A 20,688-nucleotide genomic window follows, 5' to 3' on the forward strand; every position below is an offset into this window, starting at 1 on the left:
GAGCTGGGGCTGTGTTTCTGCACGGCCCCAGCACGTCATTTTGAACCTCGGGCGTCTGCACCTTGTTGGTCATGGGGCGCGGACAGGAATGGAGGGATTACATGATCCACAAGAATTGGGCAGAATTGATCAAGCCGACCCAGCTGGAAGCCAAGCCGGGCAATGATCCTGCACGTCAGGCCACACTGGTTGCCGAACCGCTGGAGCGTGGCTTTGGTCTGACCTTGGGCAACGCCCTGCGCCGCGTCCTGATGAGCTCGCTGCAAGGTGCGGCCATCACCAGCGTCCAGATCGATAACGTCCTGCACGAGTTTTCGAGCGTGGCAGGCGTTCGTGAAGACGTCACCGACATCATCCTGAACCTCAAGCAGGTTGCCCTGCGCATGGAAGTCGAAGGCCCCAAGCGCCTGTCGATCAATGCCAAAGGCCCCGCAGTCGTCACCGCTGGCGACATCAGCGAAAGCGCCGGTATCGAGGTTCTGAACCGCGATCACGTCATCTGCCACCTGGACGATGGCGCTGACCTGTTCATGGAACTGACCGTCAACACCGGCAAGGGCTATGTCTCGGCCGAGAAGAACAAGCCCGAAGACGCGCCTATCGGCCTGATCCCGATCGATGCGATCTATTCGCCGGTCAAAAAGGTCGCCTATGACGTTCAGCCGACCCGTGAAGGTCAGGTTCTGGACTATGACAAACTGACCCTGAAGATCGAAACCGACGGTTCGATCACGCCGGAAGACGCGCTGGCCTTTGCCGCTCGTATCCTTCAGGATCAGCTGTCGATCTTCGTCAACTTCGACGAGCCGGAATCGGCAAGCCGTCAGGACGAGGACGATGGTCTGGAGTTCAACCCGCTGCTGCTGAAGAAGGTGGACGAGCTGGAACTGTCGGTCCGTTCGGCAAACTGCCTGAAGAACGACAACATCGTCTATATCGGCGACCTGATCCAGAAGACCGAAGCCGAGATGCTGCGCACCCCGAACTTCGGCCGCAAGTCGCTGAACGAGATCAAGGAAGTACTGTCCGGCATGGGCCTGCACCTGGGCATGGATGTCGAGGACTGGCCGCCGGACAACATCGAAGATCTGGCGAAGAAATTCGAAGACGCGTTCTAAGCGCGTCTTCCCCAATGCCCGGCCCGAAGTGGGAATATCCGGGGACCAAATGGGCATTTCCGCCCCAAGGAGAGCCGGTGACACGCATCGCCGGCCAGACAAAGCAAAACGCAAGATAGGAATTGAAAAATGCGTCACGCACGTGGTTACCGCCGCCTGAACCGTACTCATGAGCACCGCAAGGCGCTGTTTGCGAACATGGCTGGCTCGCTCATCGAGCATGAGCAAATCAAAACGACTCTGCCCAAGGCAAAAGAACTGCGCCCGATCGTTGAAAAACTGATCACTCTGGGCAAGCGCGGCGACCTGCACGCCCGCCGTCAGGCCGCGGCACAGCTGAAAGAAGACAAAGACGTCGCAAAGCTGTTCGAAGTTTTGGGCCCCCGCTACGCCGAGCGTCAGGGCGGTTATGTCCGTATCCTGAAGGCTGGCTTCCGCTATGGCGACATGGCACCGATGGCGATCATCGAATTCGTTGATCGTGACGTCGACGCCAAGGGCGCGGCCGACAAAGCCCGCGTTGCCGCCGAAGAGGCAGCAGACGAAGAATAAGATCTGACCTAAGGTCACGGTCGAACCTCCGTTCGGGAAACCGGACGGAGGTTTTTTCGTTATGGCATGTCCGACATGTTGCGGGGCATACCCGACCGCCGACTTGCAATTCAGATTTTGTGTCAGCATATCTGGGCCAATCGCAAAAAACGGAGCCACCATGATCCGCGTAATGCTGACCCTTGTTGCCTTGACCTGCGCGACGCAAGGAATGGCCGAAACGAAAGTTCCGCAGTCACAGGCCGAGATTTCGTTGGGATTTGCCCCGGTCGTGAAACAGGCATCACCGGCGGTTGTGAACATCTATGCCAAGATCGTCCGGCAGGGCCGGGCAAGCCCGTTTTTCTCGGACCCGTTCTTTCAGGATTTCTTTGACCGGGGGTTCGGCGAACCACGTCAGCGGGTTCAAAATTCGTTGGGTTCCGGGGTTATCCTGTCTGACGATGGGTATGTTGTTTCCAACTATCACGTGGTCGGATCCGCGACCGAGATCCGGGTTGTCACGACGGATCGGCGCGAGTTTTCGGCCGAGGTTGTGCTGGGCCATGAGGAAAGCGATATCGCGATCCTGCGTTTGAAGGAGGCCGAAGACCTGCCCTACCTGACCCTTCGCGATTCCGATCAGGTCGAGGTTGGAGAGCTGGCGCTGGCCATCGGAAACCCGTTCGGGGTGGGGCAGACGGTATCGTCCGGCATCATCTCGGGGCTGGCGCGCACGGGCACGGCAACCGGGAATGGCCGCGGATATTTCATCCAGACGGATGCGGCAATCAACCCGGGCAACTCCGGTGGGGCGCTGATCGATGTGAATGGCCAGCTTATCGGGATCAATACCTCGATTCTGACCCGATCGGGTGGGTCAAACGGAATAGGCTTTGCCATCCCCGCCAATCTGGTGGCGCAATTCCTCAAGCAGGCGCAGCAGGGAAACGAAACCTTCGTCAGCCCGTGGGCGGGAATGTCGGGTCAACACATGAGCGCGGATATCGCGGAATCCCTTGGTCTGGCCATCCCGTTGGGCGTTGTGATCTCTGATCTGCATGAGCTCAGTCCTTTGCGCGACGCAGGGTTCAGAGTGGGAGACGTGGTAACCCATGTGGACGGGGATGAGGTCAATTCACCCGCCGAGATGAAGTTTCGGATGTCGGTCGCCGGAGTGGGCGGAACCTCGGTTCTGACCCGTCTGCGCGGCGACCAAAGTGAAGATGTCGAGGTGGCGCTTATCAAAGCCCCCGATGTTCCGGCCGCCGAAGAAACGACGTTGAATGACAGAACCGTTCTTCCGGGGTTGGTGGTGTCCCGGGTCAATCCCGCGGTGATCACCAGGATGGGATTGTCGCTGTCGCTGACCGGTGTCATCGTGGTGGATCCCGGCCCGTATGGCGGAAGGGCGGGATTGCGAACCGGTGATATTCTTGAAAGCATCAATGCCGATGAGATCCAGCGCCCTCGGGACGTTGAGACCGCGCTGACCGATCCGGGCCGTTACGTGCAGATAGGTCTGGTGCGCGGGGGGCGGTCCGTCTCTTTGCGGTTCCGGCTGTGACCTGTGAGTGATCTGTTCGATACCGGGGCGGCAGAACCTGCCGCTTCTCCTCGCCGGCCTCTGGCTGACCGGTTGCGGCCTCGATCCCTGGCCGAGGTGATCGGGCAGGAGCAGGTGCTGGGCCCCGAGGCCCCTCTGGGTGTCATGCTGGCGGCAGGCAGTTTGTCCAGCCTGATCTTCTGGGGCCCACCCGGAGTTGGAAAGACCACGATTGCACGGCTGTTGGCACAGGAAACCGATCTGCATTTCGTTCAGATCAGTGCGATCTTCACCGGTGTGCCGGATCTGAAGAAAGTCTTCGAGGCCGCGAAGATACGCCGCGAGAACGGGCAGGGCACCTTGTTGTTCGTGGACGAGATTCACCGCTTCAACAAGGCTCAGCAAGATGGGTTTCTGCCCCATATGGAAGACGGGACCATCCTGTTGGTCGGCGCAACCACCGAGAACCCGTCATTCGAGTTGAATGCCGCTGTGCTCAGCCGGTCGCAGGTGCTGGTGCTGGAACGGTTGAGCCTTGCCGATCTGGAGCGTCTGACCCAGCGGGCCGAGAAAGAGTTGGGCCGCGCGTTGCCATTGACGCCTGCCGCCCGCGATGCGTTGCAAGAGATGGCCGACGGCGACGGTCGGGCTTTGCTGAACCTGATCGAACAGGTTTCGGCGTGGAAGGTGGACGCGCCGCTGGCCCCCGACGCGCTGTCAACGCGTTTGATGCGGCGAGCTGCAAAATACGACAAATCCGGTGATGAGCATTACAACCTGATCTCGGCCCTGCACAAATCGGTGCGCGGATCTGACCCCGATGCGGCCTTGTATTGGTTCGCGCGCATGCTGACCGGGGGCGAAGATCCGCGGTATCTTGCGCGCAGGATCACACGCATGGCGGTCGAGGACATAGGCCTGGCCGATCCGCAGGCGCAGGCCATTTGTTTGCAATCGTGGGAAACCTACGAACGTCTGGGTTCACCCGAGGGCGAGTTGGCGCTTGCTCAAGCGCTGGTCTATCTTGCCCTGGCGCCAAAATCCAACGGCGCCTATGTCGGCTACAAGGCGGCAATGCGGCTGGCCAAGCAATCCGGCAGCGAGCCACCGCCCAAGCATATCCTGAACGCGCCGACCTCTTTGATGAAGGATCAGGGTTACGGCGCGGGCTATGCCTATGACCATGATGCCGAGGACGGGTTTTCCGGTCAGAACTACTTCCCCGAGACGATGAAACGCCCGGTTTTGTATCAGCCGGTCGAGCGCGGTTTCGAGCGTGAACTAAAGAAACGCCTCGATTATTTTGCCAAGCTGCGGACACAGCGGAACAGCTAGTAACGTAGGGTCAGTCGTAAAGGTTCCGCCGCGTCACAGGCGACAGGATTGAAATTGGACGCTTCCCTTGGGTCAACGCTTGCAGGGGAGGGCTTGATATGCCGGTTTCAATCGAAAAATCCGAAGATGTCTGGACCGTCATTCATGACAGGCCGGATGCGCGGAACGCCGTTGATACGAAACATGCCGAGGCTCTGGTTGAGGCATTTCTGAGTTTCGAGGCCAGTTCGGCCAAGGCTGCGGTATTCTGGGGCAAAGGTGGCAATTTCTGTGCAGGGTGGGATCTGAAACTTGCCGCATCGCTGGCCGATCCCGAACGGCGCGAGGCGTATTTCGACAAACATGGCTTTCCCATCGGTTCGGCCCCGTCAACGCTGGGGCCCATGGGGCCGTCGCGGCTGGAGCTTTCGAAACCTGTCATCGGCGCGATAGAAGGCGCGGCAGTGGCCGGAGGAATGGAGCTTGCCTTGTGGTGCGATATCCGGGTCATGGCGGAAACGGCTTACTTGGGTGTGTTTTGCCGCCGCTGGGGGATTACCCTGATGGATGGTGGTTCGGTCAGGTTGCCGCGTCTGGTGGGGCAGGGCAAGGCGTTGGAGATTGCTCTGACCGGTCGCAAGGTCGAGGCGGAGGAGTGTTACAGAATTGGGCTGGCGGAAAAGGTCGTTCCACATGGCACAGCACGAAAGGCGGCTGAAGACATGGCACATGATATCGCCCGTTTCTCGCAAGAGGCCGTTCGGGCAGACCGCCGGTCGATCATCGAAACCCGTGGAATGCCGGTTCGTGACGCGCTGAAGGTTGAATGGGCCAACGGGTTGGATGCCATTCGCCGCGAAGGAACCGCTGGTGCGGCCCGTTTTCGGGATGGAGCGGGGCGGCACGGCGACTTCTCGAACATCTGAGATCCAAAGCCTGATACCTTGACTCTTGCCGCGTTGCGCGCGACAGACGCCCATGATTTCTGGGACACGGATAAACACGCAATCCGGGCGGATCACCCGCGCGGAAAAAGGGGTAATGGCATGAGTGGCGTGCAGATGATTACAGTCGCCGAAGGGGATGGGGACCAGCGCGTGGATCGCTGGCTGCGCCGCCTGTTTCCGCATGTCAGCCAGGGGCGCATTGAAAAGATGTGCCGCAAGGGAGAATTGCGTGTTGACGGTAGCCGTGCCAAGGCCTCGACCCGGTTGGAGGCAGGGCAGGTTGTTCGCGTGCCGCCTTTGCCGGACGCTGATCACAAACCGGCTGAGGTCAAGCATCACATCTCGGATGCGGATGCCAAGATGATCCAGTCCTGCGTGATCTACCGCGACGATCACATTCTGGCGCTGAACAAGCCGCATGGTCTGCCGGTGCAGGGCGGCAGCGGGCAGACAAGGCATGTTGACAGCCTGTCCGAAGCGCTGCGGTTCGGCTATGACGAGAACCCTCGGCTGGTTCATCGATTGGACAAGGACACCTCAGGTGTTCTGCTGCTGGCCCGCACGCGTGAGGCCGCCAAGGGTCTGACGGCCGCTTTCCGTCACCGCGATACGCGCAAGATCTACTGGGCGCTGGTTGCCGGTGTTCCAACGCCTTACCTAGGGGAGATCAAGACCGGCCTTGTCAAGGCGCCCGGTCATGGCAAGCACGGCGAGGGTGAAAAGATGATCCCCGTGCATATGAACGAAATTGAAAGCACTCCGGGCGCGAAACGCGCGCATACGCATTACGCAACACTCTATCGAGTTGCCGGCCGCGCCGCCTGGGTCGCGATGGAGCCGATCACTGGACGTACGCACCAATTGAGGGCGCATATGGCCGCAATCGGACATCCGATTATCGGCGACGGAAAATACGGTGGTTCGGGTCAGGAAAACCTTGGCGACGGATGGGGTGCGCAACTGGGTGGGATCATCAGCAAAAAGCTGCATCTGCACGCACGGCGGCTGTCCTTCCTGCATCCGGTGACGCGGAAACCAGTGACCGTGACGGCGCCCTTGCCCGAGCATATGAAGCATAGCTGGGACACGTTCGGATGGAGCGAGGATCTGGCGGCTGACGACCCGTTTGAGGCGCTGCAATGAGCGCACCCTTGCGGCTGGTCCTGTTCGACGTCGACGGCACTCTGGTCGACAGTCAGGGCAGCATCGTTCATTCCATGACCGCCAGCTTTCAGGCCGCTTCCGTGCCGGTTCCGACGCGAAAGGCGATCCTGTCCATTGTCGGCTTGTCGCTGCCGCATGCCATCGCCCGGTTGGCGCCGGAACAGCCTCTTTCGGTCCAGAACGATCTGGTCGAAGGGTATAAGGAGGCCTATCACGCCCATCGTCTTGAATTGGGCGCGGCAAGTTCGCCGCTGTACCCCGGTGCGCGCGAGGCGATTGAAGCGATGCATGCCATACCCGAAGTGCTTCTTGGCGTAGCAACCGGCAAGTCGCAGCGCGGGTTGGACGCATTGATCGAAGCCCACGGGCTGGAACCGTATTTCGTGACCCGGCAGGTCGCGGATCACCACCCGTCAAAGCCGCATCCGTCCATGGTGCAGACCGCATTGGCGGAAACCGGGGTCGATCCGGCCTGTGCAGTGATGATCGGCGACACGAGCTTTGACATGGATATGGCTGCGGCCGCCGGTGTTCGCGGCATCGGCGTCACCTGGGGCTATCATGACCGATCGGCTCTGACCGCAGCTTCTTGCATTATCGAAACCTTTGACCAGTTGCCCAATGCGCTGGCTGGGATGTGGGATTGAAAGATGAGTGACTGGAAACCGAAACGCTTCTGGAAGGACAGCACCGTTGTCGCGGTTGATGGCGGCTTCACCGTCGAACTGGATGGCCGCAGGGTCAAAACACCCGCCAAGGCAGACCTGATCCTGCCAACCCGCCCCATGGCCGAAGCGGTGGCAGGGGAATGGGACGCGCAGGAAAAAGAAGTTGATCCTGCCGTGATGCCGTTCACCCGTTCTGCAAATGCAGCGATTGACAAAGTCCGCATCCAGCACGGGGAAGTGGCCGACATGCTGGCCGACTACGGTGATTCCGATTTATTGTGTTATCGCGCAACCCACCCGCAGGAGTTGCAGGATCGTCAGAGCGCCGAATGGGATCCCGCCCTGGATTGGGCCGAGACCGCGCTGTCTGCCCGTCTGGTTCCGGTTGCGGGCGTCCTGCATCAACCGCAGCCGGAATCCGCCTTGGCGACATTGCGTTCTCGGGTGCACGGGCTGGATGCGTTCCAACTGGCCGCTTTTCACGATCTTGTCAGCTTGTCGGGGTCATTGATTCTTGGCTTTGCGGCCGCCATGAATTGGCGCAATCCGGACGAAATATGGCGCATTTCAAGATTGGATGAAACCTGGCAAATTGAACAATGGGGCCATGACGAAGAAGCCCATCAGGTTGCCGAGGCCAAGAAAGCAGCCTTTATGCATGCCAAACGCTTCTTTGACATATCGGTTTGATCCTAAATTCCGGTTTTTTGAGCAAATCTGTAAACAGCTTGGGGCCTGATCCATCGATTTCGATGATCCGGCCCTTGACGTTTGTTTATGAATACGCCCAAACTCGGTGCCACTAAAGGGGAGACACCTTTGGGGTAACCTATCCGGCATCCACTTGCCGGGCAGAGCCGTCTCGGACGGGGCGGAAAATCAGGAAGAGGTAAAAATGAAAAAATCCGTAATCTTGGGCGCGGCAACGATTGCCGGTCTTGCTGCTGGCGCAGCCATGGCAGGGACCGTTGACGACGTTAAAGCACGCGGCAAGCTGAATTGTGGTGTGACCACCGGTCTGGTTGGTTTTGCTGCGCCCGACGCAAATGGCGAATGGCAAGGCTTTGACGTATCGCTGTGCCGCGCCGTTGCTGCTGCCGTTCTGGGTGACGCCAACGCCGTTGAATTCGTTCCGACCACTGGTAAGACACGTTTTACCGCTCTGGCCTCGGGCGAGATCGACATGCTGGCAAGAAACACCACCTGGACCTTCAGCCGCGACGTCGACCTGAAGTTCGAATTCACCGGTGTGAACTATTATGACGGTCAGGGCTTCATGGTTCCCAAGGCGCTGGGCGTCAGCTCGGCCAAGGAACTGGACGGCGCCCGTGTCTGCATCCAGACCGGCACCACCACCGAGCTGAACCTGGCCGATTTCTTCCGTGCCAACAACATCAGCTACGAGCCGGTTCCGATCGAAACCAACGCCGAAGCGCAGCAGCAGTACCTGGCTGGTGCATGTGACGTTTACACCACTGATGCATCGGGCCTCGCCGCAACCCGCGCCACCTTCGAAGCGCCGGACGAGCACATCCTGCTGCCCGAAATCATCTCGAAAGAGCCGCTGGGCCCGCTGGTCCGTCATGGCGACCACGAGTGGGGCGACGTTGTTCGCTGGACCCTGAACGCACTGATTTCGGCTGAAGAGCTGGGTGTGACCTCGGCAAATATCGACGAGCTGAGCGCCGGCACCGACAACCCGGAAATCAACCGCCTGCTGGGTACAGAAGGCACTCTGGGTGAAATGCTGGGTCTGGACGCCGACTGGGCGGCCAAAGCGATCAAAGCTGGCGGCAACTATGGTGAAATCTTCGCCAAGAACATCGGTGAAGAAACACCGATCGGCCTGGCGCGCGGCCTGAACGCACAGTGGACCGAAGGCGGCCTGCTGTACTCGCCGCCGTTCCGTTAAGGCATCAATGGAAGAGGGCGCGGGGCAACCTGCGCCCTCTTCTACAATAAATTGCTGCGGGCAGATGCAGAGCGGGGAAAACCTCGCCGAAATGAAACAGCTCGCAAGCCACGGGGATCCCAAAATATGTCGACTATGACTGACCCACCGAAAGCTGATTTTCGGTTGTCTATGCTCATAAACGATACCCGCTATCGCTCTCTTACATTTCAAGTGATTGCGGCCATCGTCATTGCGCTTTCCATTTGGTATCTGGGCAACAACCTGATCCAGAACCTCAGGGCCGCAGGGCTCAATATTTCCTATGCTTTCCTCGGCGATTCCGCCGGGTACGACATCAACCAGCGTCTTGTTGAATATGACAGTCAGTCATCGCATGCACGCGCGGCACTTGTCGGTTTGCTGAACACATTGCTCGTGGCCTTCCTGGCCTGTATCACCGCAACGGTTTTCGGTGTGATCGCGGGTGTTCTGAGACTGTCGAACAACTGGCTCGTGTCGAAGCTGATGGCAGTATATGTCGAGATCTTCCGGAACATCCCGGTTCTGATCTGGATCATCATCATCTTCACGATCATGACGGCCGTGCTGCCGGCGCCCAGCGCGTTCCGGGGGGAAAGCCCGACGTCTTCAATGCTGTTTGGGTCCTTCGCCTTTACCAATAGAGGCATTTATTTTCCCCGTCCCGAGTTCGCCAATGGCCTGTTTGCATCGACAGCCCTGAACTGGTTGCTGGTCATCGCCGTCTTGATCGGATCGTGGTTCGTCAGTGGCGAAGTCGAAAAACGCGCGACCAAGAAGCAGGAAGAAACTGGCGAGCGCCCCGCGACGCTGTTGCCGAAACTGGCAATCTGGCTGGTGCCTTTTGTGCTGTTGATGATCATCATGGGCCTGACCTGGGATGTCCCCGAGCTGAAGCGCTTTAACTTCAGCGGTGGACTGAATGCCGGTGGTCCTTTGATTGCGCTGTGGTTTGCCCTGTCGATCTATACCGGTGCCTTTATCGCGGAAAACGTGCGTGCGGGTATTCAGGCGATCAGCAAAGGTCAGACCGAGGCGGCCGCCGCGTTGGGCCTGCGTCAGGGACGGATCATGAAACTGGTCATCCTGCCCCAGGCATTGCGGGTCATCATCCCGCCGCTGATCTCGCAGTATCTGAATATCACCAAGAACTCGTCTCTCGCGATTGCCGTTGGATATGCGGATATCACCGCAACACTCGGTGGTATTACCCTGAACCAGACCGGCCGGGCGATTGAATGCGTTCTGCTGCTGATGTTGTTCTACCTCACGGCCTCGCTGCTGATTTCGACGGGGATGAACATCTACAACGCTTCCGTCAAGCTGAAGGAGCGCTGAGCCATGAGTGATCAAGCAACAAACCCGATCGCCTTCGTGGCCGAAGGCACCATCCCGCCCTCACCGCCGCCGGCAAATGAGACAGGCGTCATCAAATGGCTGCGCGAGAATCTGTTTTCAGGGGTCGTCAATTCGATCCTGACAGTTCTGTCGCTGATCCTGATCTACATTCTTCTCAAGAATACCTTGCCATGGATTCTGAACGGAGTGTGGAATGCCAACTCGCTCGCGGAATGCCGCGAGATTCTGGGGGACAAGACCGGAGCCTGTTTCGCGGTTCTGACGGAACGCTGGCCGCAGCTGATCTATGGGTTCAAGTACCCCGTCGATGCCTATTGGCGGCCGAACCTGGCCTTTGTGCTGATGCTGGTAGCGATTGCGCCGGTGCTTTTCTTTGACTTGCCTCGCAAGATGCTGTTGTTCACTGCGGTCTATCCCTTCCTGGCTTTCTGGCTGATCTGGGGTGGCACGATCCTCGTGCCTCTGGTTGCGCTTGTTGGCTGCATAGCCGCCGGTGGTGTCTTCCAGAAGCTGGGCAACAACAACTTTGCCGCCGGGTTCTTCGGCGCAATTGTGACGGCACTGGTCATCTGGAACGTCGGAGGGGCCCTGATCCCGGAAGGCGCATCAGAGAATGCGTGGCTGACGGCCGTTCCCAGCCGTGACTTGGGCGGTTTCATGCTGAACATGATGCTGGGCGTAACCTGTGTGTCGCTGTCGGTACCACTTGGGATCGCACTGGCCTTGGGGCGACAGTCGAACATGCCGCTGATCAAGTGGGTCTGCGTCATCTTCATCGAGTTCATCCGCGGCGTGCCTCTGATCACGCTGCTGTTCGTGGCTTCGGTGATGCTGGCCTATTTCTTCCCGCCTGACAGCACGGTCGACCTGTTCCTGCGCGTGGTGATCATGATCACCATGTTCTCGTCCGCCTATATCGCCGAGGTGATCCGCGGCGGTCTGGCAGCGCTTCCGCGCGGGCAGTACGAGGCCGCAGACAGTCTTGGGTTGGATTATCCGCAGGCGATGCGGCTCATCATCCTGCCGCAGGCGCTGAAGATCTCGATCCCCGGGATTGTGAACGTGGCCGTGGGCCTGTTCAAGGATACTACACTGGTTTCGGTCATTTCGATGTTCGATCTGGTGGGCATGATCCGGGGACCCATCCTGGCGTCGACCGAATGGAACGGCGTCTACTGGGAGCTTCTGGGCTTTGCCGCGCTTCTGTTCTTCGTCGTCTGCTACGGCATCTCTCAATATTCTCAGTGGCTCGAGCGTCGCCTTGCCACAGATCATCGTTAAGGAGTTCAACACATGTCTGAACTTGCAATCGACCGCGAAATCGACCGCTCCAAGATGCAGGTGAGCGACGAGGTCGCCATTGAAATCAACAGCATGAACAAGTGGTACGGGTCCTTCCACGTGCTGCGCGACATCAATCTGACCGTCAATCAGGGCGAGCGGATCGTGATCGCGGGCCCGTCGGGTTCGGGCAAGTCCACCCTGATCCGCTGCCTGAACGCGCTGGAAGAACACCAGCAAGGCAAGATCGTGGTGGACGGGATCGAGTTGTCGAATGACCTGAAGAACATCGACAAGATTCGCTCCGAGGTCGGAATGGTGTTCCAGCACTTCAACCTGTTCCCGCACCTGACCATTCTGGAAAACTGTACGCTGGCCCCAATCTGGGTGCGCAAGACGCCCAAGAAAGAGGCTGAAGAGCGGGCGATGCATTTCCTGGAAAAGGTGAAAATCCCCGAGCAGGCTGACAAGTTTCCCGGTCAGCTTTCTGGGGGTCAACAGCAGCGTGTGGCGATTGCCCGTTCGCTCTGCATGATGCCACGGATCATGTTGTTCGATGAACCGACATCGGCGCTGGACCCCGAGATGATCAAAGAGGTGCTCGACACCATGATCGAACTGGCCGAGGAAGGCATGACCATGCTGTGCGTGACGCACGAGATGGGTTTTGCCCGTCAGGTCGCCAACCGCGTGATCTTCATGGATGCCGGTCAGATCGTGGAGCAGAACGAACCCGAAGAGTTCTTCAACAACCCGCAAAGCGAGCGGACCAAACTGTTCCTGAGCCAGATTCTGGGTCACTGACCTGCACAAAGGCTGAAAGAATGAAGGCGGGGTATTGCCCCGCCTTTTTCTATTCGATCAACTCACGCGGGATGGTGAACCCCAGCACCGTCCCGGTTTGCCATCGGACCTCGGCCCAGCCGCTTATGTCGAATGACATGACGGTTGTTGCACAGGTTGGATAGTCGAAAAAGCGTATATGATTTGGCGGTTGTCGCACCAAACGGTTGGCAAAATCGGCGATCCCGGGATTGTGGCCCAGCATCAATACCGCCGGTTCCGTAGCACCTGAAAGTTCCCGCAGCATGACTTTTGAATCAGCGTGGTAGAGCGCGCTGTGAAAGCTGACTTTATCGGCCTGCAAACCCATGCGGTCCCATGTCTCGCGGGTGCGGGTTGATGTAGAGCTTAGGACTTCATCCGGCAGCCAACCGTGGTGACGCAACCAAGCAGCGATGGCCGGGGCTGACTTTCGTCCACGCTTGTTCAGCGGGCGGTCATGATCGCCAAGACCCGGGCTATCCCAGCTGGATTTCGCATGACGTGTCAGAATCAGAATTCGGGTCATGACGGATGAAAGGCTTTCATGTGATGGGCCGATTGTTCCGGGTCGCGTCCTGCGCCCGCGCTCAGAGGGCAGGCTAGGCGGGCCAGACACCCGCCCGCCATACAGGTTTGACCTTCAGCGGTGCCCAGATGGTCGTGGCATGCAGCGACGTCATAGAACTCCTGCGCGTTCAGCGCGCTGACCGGACAGGTCGTCGTGCAAGGTGCGGCGCAGCTTTCGCAAGGCGACACGCCGGAAGGGGCCGGGATGGCGAACTCTTCGGCAAAATGCAGTGCGCCCCGATAGGAAATCATCATCCCAACGGTATCATGCACCAATGCCCCGACCGGGCTGCTGAACGTCCGCCCAGATTTGAGCGCCCAGTCAATGAATGGCGTGTACGGGGGGCCGCCGAACGGAAAATACGCCTGTGCGCCCAGCCTTTCGGCCATCCGACCGACGATCCTTTGCGACCATCGGTCAACGGGGTCGTCCTGGTGCCATTCCGGTGAGGCCTTCAGTACGGGCCAGAATTCCGGCCCGGCCCCCAAGAGGATCAGCGTACCGGTTTCGAGGTCTTTGGCTGCAACGTGGCGAGGATGCAGCGCGCCCATGACCAACAATCCAGCATCACGGGCGGCGTTTTCAACCTGTTCATAAGGCGTCGCGTCAGGATCAGAGGAAGGCTGTGCAAGATGTGTCATGTCTCCTCCTCCTCTCTTGCGGGGATCAGTCCGGGCGTATCAGCGACCCGGCCCCATGTTCCGTGAACAGCTCCAGCAGCACGGCATTGGGTGCGCGCCCATCAAGTATGACGACAGCCCGAACGCCGCTGTGCAGGGCGTCCAGTGCGGTTTCTGTCTTGGGTATCATACCGCCTGCAATGGTGCCTTCGCGGGTCATTTCCCTTATCTGACCGGCCTTGAGTTCGGTCACGACATCGCCCGCCGCGTTCTTGACACCGGAAACATCCGTCAGCAGCAACAGACGGTCTGCCTTGAGCGAAGAAGCGATTGCTCCGGCTGCCGTGTCACCATTGACGTTGAATGTTTCACCGTCGCGGCCTGCACCAAGCGGGGCGATGACCGGGATTACGTCATGTGAAAACAGATCATGCAGGATCTTCGGATTCATCTCGGCAGGGGTGCCGACAAAGCCCAGCGACGCATCCGTCTGATCGCAGACCATCAGGCCTGCGTCCTTGCCAGACAGGCCTACGGCTGATCCGCCCTGATCATTGATTGCCTGTACGATGCGCTTGTTCACAAGCCCGGACAGAACCATTTCGACCACTTCAACCGTGGCCTTGTCGGTCACTCGTTTTCCGTTCACGAATTCGGATTGAATGTCCAACTTGCCCAGCATTGCATTGATCATCGGACCACCGCCGTGAACGACCACCGGGTTCACACCCACCTGGCGCATCAGAACCACGTCCCGGGCAAAGCTTTCCATCGCCTCGTCGCTGCCCATGGCGTGTCCACCAAGTTTGATGACGACGATGGCTCCATCGTAGCGCTGCAGATAGGGCAGGGCGCTGTTGAGTGTGGCTGCGGTGGCGATCCAGTCCCGGTTCATATCTCGTGTCTTCATAGCTAAAGTCCTTCTGGAAAACCGTGTTAGGACCTTTGCCCCACGCTGCCAAGGGCGAAGCTATTCCAGATGCGCAATGATGGACCGCAGGGTCGCGATGCCATCACCCTTTTCGGAAGAGGTAAGTACAATTTCCGGAAAAGCCGCGGGATGTTTGGACAACGCGGCCCGGGTTTGCTCCAGCACCTTCTCGCGATCCTTGGCTTTGACCTTGTCTGCCTTGGTCAGAACGCATTGAAATGTCACGGCGCTGGTGTCCAGCAACTTCATGATTTCGTCATCGACCGGTTTTACCCCGTGGCGCGAGTCGATCAGGACAAAGGCGCGGCGCAGTGTCTGGCGCCCGCTGAGATATTGTTTCAGCAGCTTCTGCCACTTCTCGACCACTTTCACCGGGGCGTTTGCATAGCCATAGCCCGGCAGGTCCACGAGATAGAGTTCAGGGCCTTGGGTGAAAAAGTTGATCTCTTGCGTGCGGCCAGGCGTGTTGGATGCGCGGGCCAGACCCTTCGTGCCGGTCAAGGCATTGATCAGGCTGGATTTGCCCACGTTCGAACGCCCCGCAAAACAGACTTCCAACCGGTCAGGGGCGGGAAGGCCATTCATGGCGACAACGCCTTTGACGAACTCGGACGGGCCTGCAAACAGTTTGCGGCCTCGCTCAAGGGCGAATTCATCCGGGTCTTCGGCCAGGGGGAAGGGAAGCGTGGTCATAGCACCTGCACCTCATCGTTGACGCGGATTTCGCCGCCCTGAACGACCTCGGCGTAAACGCCGAAATCCTGATGGTTCCAGCTGTTCAGGGCGCGCAGGGTGCCTGCGTCCCTCTCACCGGTTTCGGGATTGGCGGTGGTGGCCATACATCGCGTGATCCGCTCGCGTACGCGAAGCACGGCCTCGCCAATGCGCACGTCCCGGCCCAGCCAGTCAAACTCATCCCATAACGGCAGACCTTCGAACCAGATATTGCCGCGCCATCGAAGAATGGACAGAGTCCGGCCCAGTTTCTGTTCGACTGCGCGATGCGATGCCATGTTGCACAGGCTGATCGATGGAAAGTCGCTGTCCGTCATACCGCGCCCCGGAACCCGAACGATCCGGGCTGATGCGGCCCGGTCCGCAGGCATAAGTGGCTTTACCCAGTCCAGAAAAGCCTCTTGTTCGGTGTCCGGCGCAAAACCGAGATCCGGTCGCTGCGGGTGGCGCAATGTAACCCGGTCGCCCTGCAATTCGGCCGAAATGGCCATCAACTGAGGCGCTTTTGAACCGCGGCTGAAATTGAAACAGGGTGCCCATTCCGAACCATCGGTTTTGGCGGCCTCATGAGCGACCGCCCAAACGCGATCCCCGGGCATGGTCTGCCCGGGGATGAGTGTGACTTGGCTCAGGGCTTCTCGCCCATGGCTTTTGATCGGGTGGCGCCAAAGGCTTGAGACCGTTCCGCTCATTTGTTGTCCGTTTTTGGCGTCCGCTTGAAACCGGACTTTATGTTTCCGAATACATCCGGCTTATAGCCCTGGCTGCGCATGATCAGATATTGCTGTGTGAACGTGATCGTGTTGTTCGCGATCCAGTACACGACCAGACCACTGGCGAAACCACCCAGCATGAACATGAAGACCCAAGGCATCCAGGCAAAGATCATGGCCTGTGTCGGGTCAGTTGGCGCCGGGTTCAGTTTCTGCTGCAACCACATCGAAATACCCAGCAGCAGTGGCAGAATACCGATGAAGATCAGCGCCATCAGGCTTTCGGGTGCAGGTGCGGCCCAAGGCAGCACGCCGAAGAAGTTGAAGATCGAGGTTGGGTCCGGCGCGCTCAGGTCCTGGAACGGGCCGAACCATGGGGCCTGACGCAGTTCGATCGTCACGAAAATCACCTTGTACAGCGAGAAGAAGATCGGAATCTGCAACAGAATTGGCAAGCAGCCTGCGGCAGGGTTCACCTTTTCCTTTTTGTACAGCTCCATCATGCCCTGCTGCATTTTCTGGCGATCATCGCCTGCGGCTTCTTTCAGGGCTTCCATTTGCGGCTGCAATTCCTTCATCTTCGCCATCGAGACGTAGGACTTGAAGGCGAGCGGGAACAGGATGGCCTTGATGATCAGCGTCAGGCCGATGATTGACCAGCCCATGTTTCCAATCAGGGCGTTGATGTTGTGCAGCAGCCAGAAGATCGGCTTGGTCAGAAAGTAGAACCAACCCCAGTCGATGCTGTCGATGAACTTCTGAACACCTTCTGCCTGATACTCCCGGATGGTTTCCCACTCCTTGGCACCGGCGAACAGTCTGGTCGTGACCTCTTCCGTCGTACCGGGCGCGACTGTCAGTGTCGGCAGCACCGTTTCCGTTTGATAGATTTTGCGACGTGAATCGTATTTGGCAGCGGCCTTGAACGCTGCACCCTCGGCCGGGATCAGGGTGGTCATCCAGTAGTGATCCGTGAACCCGATCCAGCCGCCTTCTTTGACCTGATAGACCTCGGCCTGTGCGCGTTCATTGGGGTCGATATCGAAATCGCGCACATCGCCATAGTCGATCTCATCCAGAACGCCGTCAGACATGACCATGACGCCTTCGTGAAGAATGAAGAAGTTCTTCAGGCCCGGCAGATCACCGTCTTCGCCCATGCCGTGGCGGGCCAGAATGCCGTAGGGGGCCATGCCGACTTCGGCGTCCGTGGTGTTCTCGACCGACTGGGTGACCGAGAACATATAGTCTTCATCAACCGCAATGGTGCGGCGGAAGGTGAGGCCGTTTCCATTGTCCCAGGCCAGCGTGATCGGAGTGTCAACACCCAGAGTTTCGCCCTGCTCAAGCGTCCAAAGAGTGTTCGGGCCGGGAACGTCCGTGACCGACAGGCCCGCGCCGGGGGCCCAGCCATAAAGGGCATAATAGGCAGAGTCACTTCCAACCGGGGACAGAAGTTCGACGATCGGAGAATCCTCGGCCAATGAAACCTTGTAATCCTTCAGCGACAGCTCATCAATTCGGCCACCGGCAAGCGACAGGCTGCCCGTCAGGCGGGGCGTGTCGATGCTGACGCGGGGCGCCTCGGGTTCGGCTTCGGCCTCAGTGGCGCTTGCGGTTGCTTCGCCGACCGTACCGGTATCAGCGGCGCTGGGCGTCTGAACCTCATTCCCTTCGATGCTGGCGATTTCAGCCTGTTCCGTGGTTGGTGTGGGTTCCGGCGGGGGGAACAGCACGAACCAGACCAGGATCACGAGAAAGCTGAGCGCGGTTGCGAGGATGAGATTCTTGTTCTGATCGTCCATCTGGGACAGCCACCTTGAGCAGTGAAAGACACCCGCAGGGTTCAACAGAGTGCAGGCCCAAAGGTCAAGCGGAATCGCTCGTCATTTCGTCACGGATTGGTCTTCTGTGGCGCAGTTTCCGGTTCTTCAGCCGGTTTGCCGCCCGATTTTGGGCATTCCGTCAATCTTGTTGCAATGAGACGTGATCCAGCCCTTGGTTTTTTCGAAAGGCATGGGCTTGCCGATGCCAAACCCCTGAACATGGTCACATCCCAATTGCGCCATCAAGGCGTGCTCCCCGGGTGTCTCGACCCCTTCAGCAAGGGATTCCAGGTTCAGCCGTTCTGCCATGGTCAGAATTGCGCTGGCCAACTGCTGCTGGCTTGGGTCCTGGTCCGCCTTTGTCACGAAAGAGCGGTCGATTTTGATCCGGGACACGTTGAACCGCTTGATTGACGCGATCGAGGCATGCCCTGTGCCGAAATCGTCCAGATCAATACAGCACCCCATTGCGGCCAAGCCCGTGACATTGCGGGTGATTACGTCATCCGGCCCTCTCGAAAACACGGTCTCCAATACTTCGACCGCCAATCTGTCCGGGGTCAGATCGCATTGATCCAATTCCCATTTCAGGCGGTCGATCAGCCCCGGGTCACGCAATTCGTCCGACGAAAAGTTGATGCCGATGCGTGGTACGGTCAGACCGGCGCGATCCCATTCGCGCATTGCGCAAAAGGCGTGATGCCGCATCGCCTGCCCCAGTTTGCCCATCAACTCCGCCTGTTCGGCAAAGGGCAGAAAGACATTGGGACCCAGCACTCCTTTTTTCGGGTGTTCCCAGCGGGCCAGAGCCTCGAACCCGGACACGCGCCCGGTATCCGTCGAGATCTGCGGTTGAAACCATGGACGAATTTCACCGCTTTCCAGCGCCGCATCAAATTCCTTGCGTAGATTGGTTCTGACCTGAGCCCGGCGACGTGTTTCGGACGAAAAGGCACGAATCGTCGACGGCCCGTTTTGCTGTGCTTCTTGCAGCGCGTTGTTTGCAGCGTTGCACCAATCCGTCGCGGTGCCGTCGGGGACATTGCTGCTGAGGCAGAAACCGATAGAGCAGGACAAGTAAACTCCGGTTCCGTTCAGCATGATGGGGTCTTCGACCGCGGATTGCATTCGTCCCGACATGTGAATGCAGGTTTCCAGATCAAGCTGTTGCGCCGGGTGCAGAACAACCATCATCTTGTTTCCATCGATCCGGGTCGCGGAGTCACTGGCGCGGATCATGGACATGACACGAAAGCAGAATTGCTGTGCCACATGGTTTGCTGCTGCTTGGCCATGCAGTTCAAGCATTTGCGTATAGTCGTCCAGGATTACAGCGAAACAGGCCGACGTTTCACCGCTGCGGCGACTATCCGAGAGCACCTCAGCCAGAACGGTTTCGAACTGGTAATTCGGCAGCAGGCCACCCTGTTGCCGTTTCCTGTCTGCCGGGTTGGGGGCCATTGCGCCTATACCGGCAATCATCAGGGGCAAGCCCAGGGCCACCGCGACCAAAGCGCGTTCACCGCCAAGCCAGAACGCCCCCAGGCTTGTTGCCGGAACAAAGGCAAGAACGGCTGGGCCGTATGCCACATTTCTCAAAGCTTCAATAATACGGTCGACGAAAGGATGATTCCGCATCGGGTCCTGACCTTGGGCATGAATGGTGTGCCGAGCCTAGGAAACCAATCTGAGTCAGTCGTTAACGCAGAAGCGGTATTTCTTCCAAATTTTCCGCTTTTTCGTCAGAGTTTACGGAAAGATTAACAAAATCAAAGAGTTTTGCATCCAAAAGGTGCGACGGGCGCGCATTTGTTAACGCGCGGAACATAACCTGCCGCCGGCCGGGACTGTTCTTTTCCCATTGATCGAGAATCTGTTTGACCTGCTGCCGTTGCAACCCGTCCTGACTGCCGCACAAATCGCAGGGGATGATCGGATATTGCATGGCCTTGGCAAATTTCTCGCAGTCGGCTTCGGCGACGTGGGCAAGCGGGCGGAAGACAAAAAGATCTCCCTCTTCATTCACCAGTTTCGGTGGCATGGTGGCCAGACGGCCTCCGTGGAAGAGGTTCATGAAAAACGTTTCGAGAATATCGTCGCGGTGGTGGCCCAGCACGACGGCGGAACAGCCTTCTTCCCGGGCAATGCGATACAGGTTGCCGCGGCGAAGTCGCGAGCACAGGGCGCAATATGTTCGGCCCTGCGGGACCTTGTCCATCACAACAGAGTACGTGTCCTGGTACTCGATCCTGTGTGGCACACCCATGCGGTCCAGAAACTCTGGCAGGACCGTTGCCGGAAATCCGGGTTGTCCCTGATCCAGATTGCAAGCCAGAAGATCGACAGGCAGCAATCCGCGCCATTTGAGTTCGTAGAGGACGGCCAGCAGCGTATAACTGTCCTTGCCGCCCGAAAGGCAGACAAGCCAGCGTGGCGGTTTGCCGTCCTTGTCGTGGGCGGACGGGTCCACCATCCCGTATTGTTCGATCGCTTCGCGGGTCTGGCGCACGATGCGTTTGCGCAGTTTTTTGAACTCGGTGGTCGAGGGCGCGCCGGCAAAGAGCGGGTGGATATCATCTGCATCATCAAACATGCGCAGCCCCTACAGC

The 20,688-nt window shown here is 58.7% G+C and carries 20 protein-coding genes; 12 read left to right on the forward strand and 8 right to left on the reverse strand.

What is annotated here, in order from left to right; genetic code table 11:
• Positions 1-101 precede the first annotated feature (101 nt).
• The 12 genes from GS612_RS16230 (at position 102) to GS612_RS16285 (ending at position 12,665) form a co-directional block, all read left to right on the forward strand.
• Positions 102-1,118, forward strand: a complete 1,017-nt coding sequence (locus GS612_RS16230; RefSeq protein ID WP_117870179.1) for a DNA-directed RNA polymerase subunit alpha — start codon at positions 102-104, stop codon at positions 1,116-1,118.
• Positions 1,119-1,247: 129 nt separating this feature from the next.
• Positions 1,248-1,670 (forward strand): 50S ribosomal protein L17, encoded by a 423-nt coding sequence (gene rplQ, locus GS612_RS16235; protein ID WP_170687292.1) that lies wholly within the window; start codon positions 1,248-1,250, stop codon positions 1,668-1,670.
• Between the two features lie 160 nt (positions 1,671-1,830).
• Complete coding sequence (locus tag GS612_RS16240; protein ID WP_171641741.1) at positions 1,831-3,216, forward strand: trypsin-like peptidase domain-containing protein; 1,386 nt, start codon at positions 1,831-1,833, stop codon at positions 3,214-3,216.
• 3 nt (positions 3,217-3,219) lie between these two features.
• A complete protein-coding gene (locus tag GS612_RS16245; RefSeq protein ID WP_171229728.1) occupies positions 3,220-4,530 on the forward strand; it encodes a replication-associated recombination protein A in 1,311 nt (436 codons plus the stop codon).
• Positions 4,531-4,628: 98 nt separating this feature from the next.
• Positions 4,629-5,435 carry a crotonase/enoyl-CoA hydratase family protein gene (locus GS612_RS16250; protein WP_171641743.1) on the forward strand — a complete coding sequence of 269 codons (807 nt, stop codon included), beginning with the start codon at positions 4,629-4,631 and terminating at the stop codon, positions 5,433-5,435.
• A gap of 120 nt (positions 5,436-5,555) precedes the next feature.
• Positions 5,556-6,599, forward strand: coding sequence for an RluA family pseudouridine synthase (locus GS612_RS16255; RefSeq protein WP_171233057.1), 1,044 nt, complete (start codon positions 5,556-5,558; stop codon positions 6,597-6,599).
• Complete coding sequence (locus tag GS612_RS16260) at positions 6,596-7,267, forward strand: HAD-IA family hydrolase (protein WP_171641745.1); 672 nt, start codon at positions 6,596-6,598, stop codon at positions 7,265-7,267. Before GS612_RS16255 ends, GS612_RS16260 begins: the two co-directional genes overlap by 4 nt.
• A gap of 3 nt (positions 7,268-7,270) precedes the next feature.
• Positions 7,271-7,978, forward strand: a complete 708-nt coding sequence (locus tag GS612_RS16265; RefSeq protein ID WP_171641747.1) for an ATP12 family chaperone protein — start codon at positions 7,271-7,273, stop codon at positions 7,976-7,978.
• Between the two features lie 205 nt (positions 7,979-8,183).
• The gene (locus tag GS612_RS16270) at positions 8,184-9,200 is read left to right on the forward strand and encodes an amino acid ABC transporter substrate-binding protein (RefSeq protein ID WP_152456916.1); all 1,017 of its coding nucleotides are present in this window, start codon (positions 8,184-8,186) and stop codon (positions 9,198-9,200) included.
• 126 nt (positions 9,201-9,326) lie between these two features.
• Positions 9,327-10,559 (forward strand): amino acid ABC transporter permease, encoded by a 1,233-nt coding sequence (locus tag GS612_RS16275; protein WP_171641748.1) that lies wholly within the window; start codon positions 9,327-9,329, stop codon positions 10,557-10,559.
• A gap of 3 nt (positions 10,560-10,562) precedes the next feature.
• A complete protein-coding gene (locus GS612_RS16280) occupies positions 10,563-11,861 on the forward strand; it encodes an amino acid ABC transporter permease (RefSeq protein ID WP_171119635.1) in 1,299 nt (432 codons plus the stop codon).
• A 12-nt stretch (positions 11,862-11,873) separates the two neighbouring features.
• A complete protein-coding gene (locus GS612_RS16285; RefSeq protein ID WP_152456919.1) occupies positions 11,874-12,665 on the forward strand; it encodes an amino acid ABC transporter ATP-binding protein in 792 nt (263 codons plus the stop codon).
• A gap of 49 nt (positions 12,666-12,714) precedes the next feature.
• On the opposite strand, the gene GS612_RS16290 is transcribed toward GS612_RS16285, so the two are convergent.
• The 8 genes from GS612_RS16290 to ttcA form a co-directional block, all read right to left on the reverse strand.
• Positions 12,715-13,212: a histidine phosphatase family protein gene (locus GS612_RS16290; RefSeq protein ID WP_171641749.1), complete on the reverse strand. Its 498-nt coding sequence runs from the start codon at positions 13,210-13,212 to the stop codon at positions 12,715-12,717.
• A complete protein-coding gene (locus GS612_RS16295; RefSeq protein WP_171641750.1) occupies positions 13,209-13,895 on the reverse strand; it encodes a ferredoxin in 687 nt (228 codons plus the stop codon). Before GS612_RS16295 ends, GS612_RS16290 begins: the two co-directional genes overlap by 4 nt.
• A 25-nt stretch (positions 13,896-13,920) precedes the next feature.
• A complete protein-coding gene (argB, locus tag GS612_RS16300; RefSeq protein WP_171119631.1) occupies positions 13,921-14,784 on the reverse strand; it encodes an acetylglutamate kinase in 864 nt (287 codons plus the stop codon).
• A gap of 60 nt (positions 14,785-14,844) precedes the next feature.
• Positions 14,845-15,498, reverse strand: coding sequence for a ribosome biogenesis GTP-binding protein YihA/YsxC (yihA, locus tag GS612_RS16305; protein WP_152456923.1), 654 nt, complete (start codon positions 15,496-15,498; stop codon positions 14,845-14,847).
• Entirely contained in the window at positions 15,495-16,232 is a 738-nt protein-coding gene (locus tag GS612_RS16310; RefSeq protein WP_171641751.1) for an MOSC domain-containing protein, read from the reverse strand. Before GS612_RS16310 ends, yihA begins: the two co-directional genes overlap by 4 nt.
• Positions 16,229-18,058 (reverse strand): membrane protein insertase YidC, encoded by a 1,830-nt coding sequence (yidC, locus tag GS612_RS16315; RefSeq protein WP_171641752.1) that lies wholly within the window; start codon positions 18,056-18,058, stop codon positions 16,229-16,231. Before yidC ends, GS612_RS16310 begins: the two co-directional genes overlap by 4 nt.
• Positions 18,059-18,184: 126 nt before the next feature.
• Positions 18,185-19,717, reverse strand: coding sequence for a bifunctional diguanylate cyclase/phosphodiesterase (locus tag GS612_RS16320; RefSeq protein WP_171641753.1), 1,533 nt, complete (start codon positions 19,715-19,717; stop codon positions 18,185-18,187).
• A 61-nt stretch (positions 19,718-19,778) separates the two neighbouring features.
• Positions 19,779-20,672 carry a tRNA 2-thiocytidine(32) synthetase TtcA gene (gene ttcA, locus GS612_RS16325; protein ID WP_171641754.1) on the reverse strand — a complete coding sequence of 298 codons (894 nt, stop codon included), beginning with the start codon at positions 20,670-20,672 and terminating at the stop codon, positions 19,779-19,781.
• Between the last annotated feature and the right edge of the window lie 16 nt (positions 20,673-20,688).

It is taken from the genome of Ruegeria sp. HKCCD6157, assembly GCF_013110685.1.
GTDB lineage: Bacteria > Pseudomonadota > Alphaproteobacteria > Rhodobacterales > Rhodobacteraceae > Ruegeria.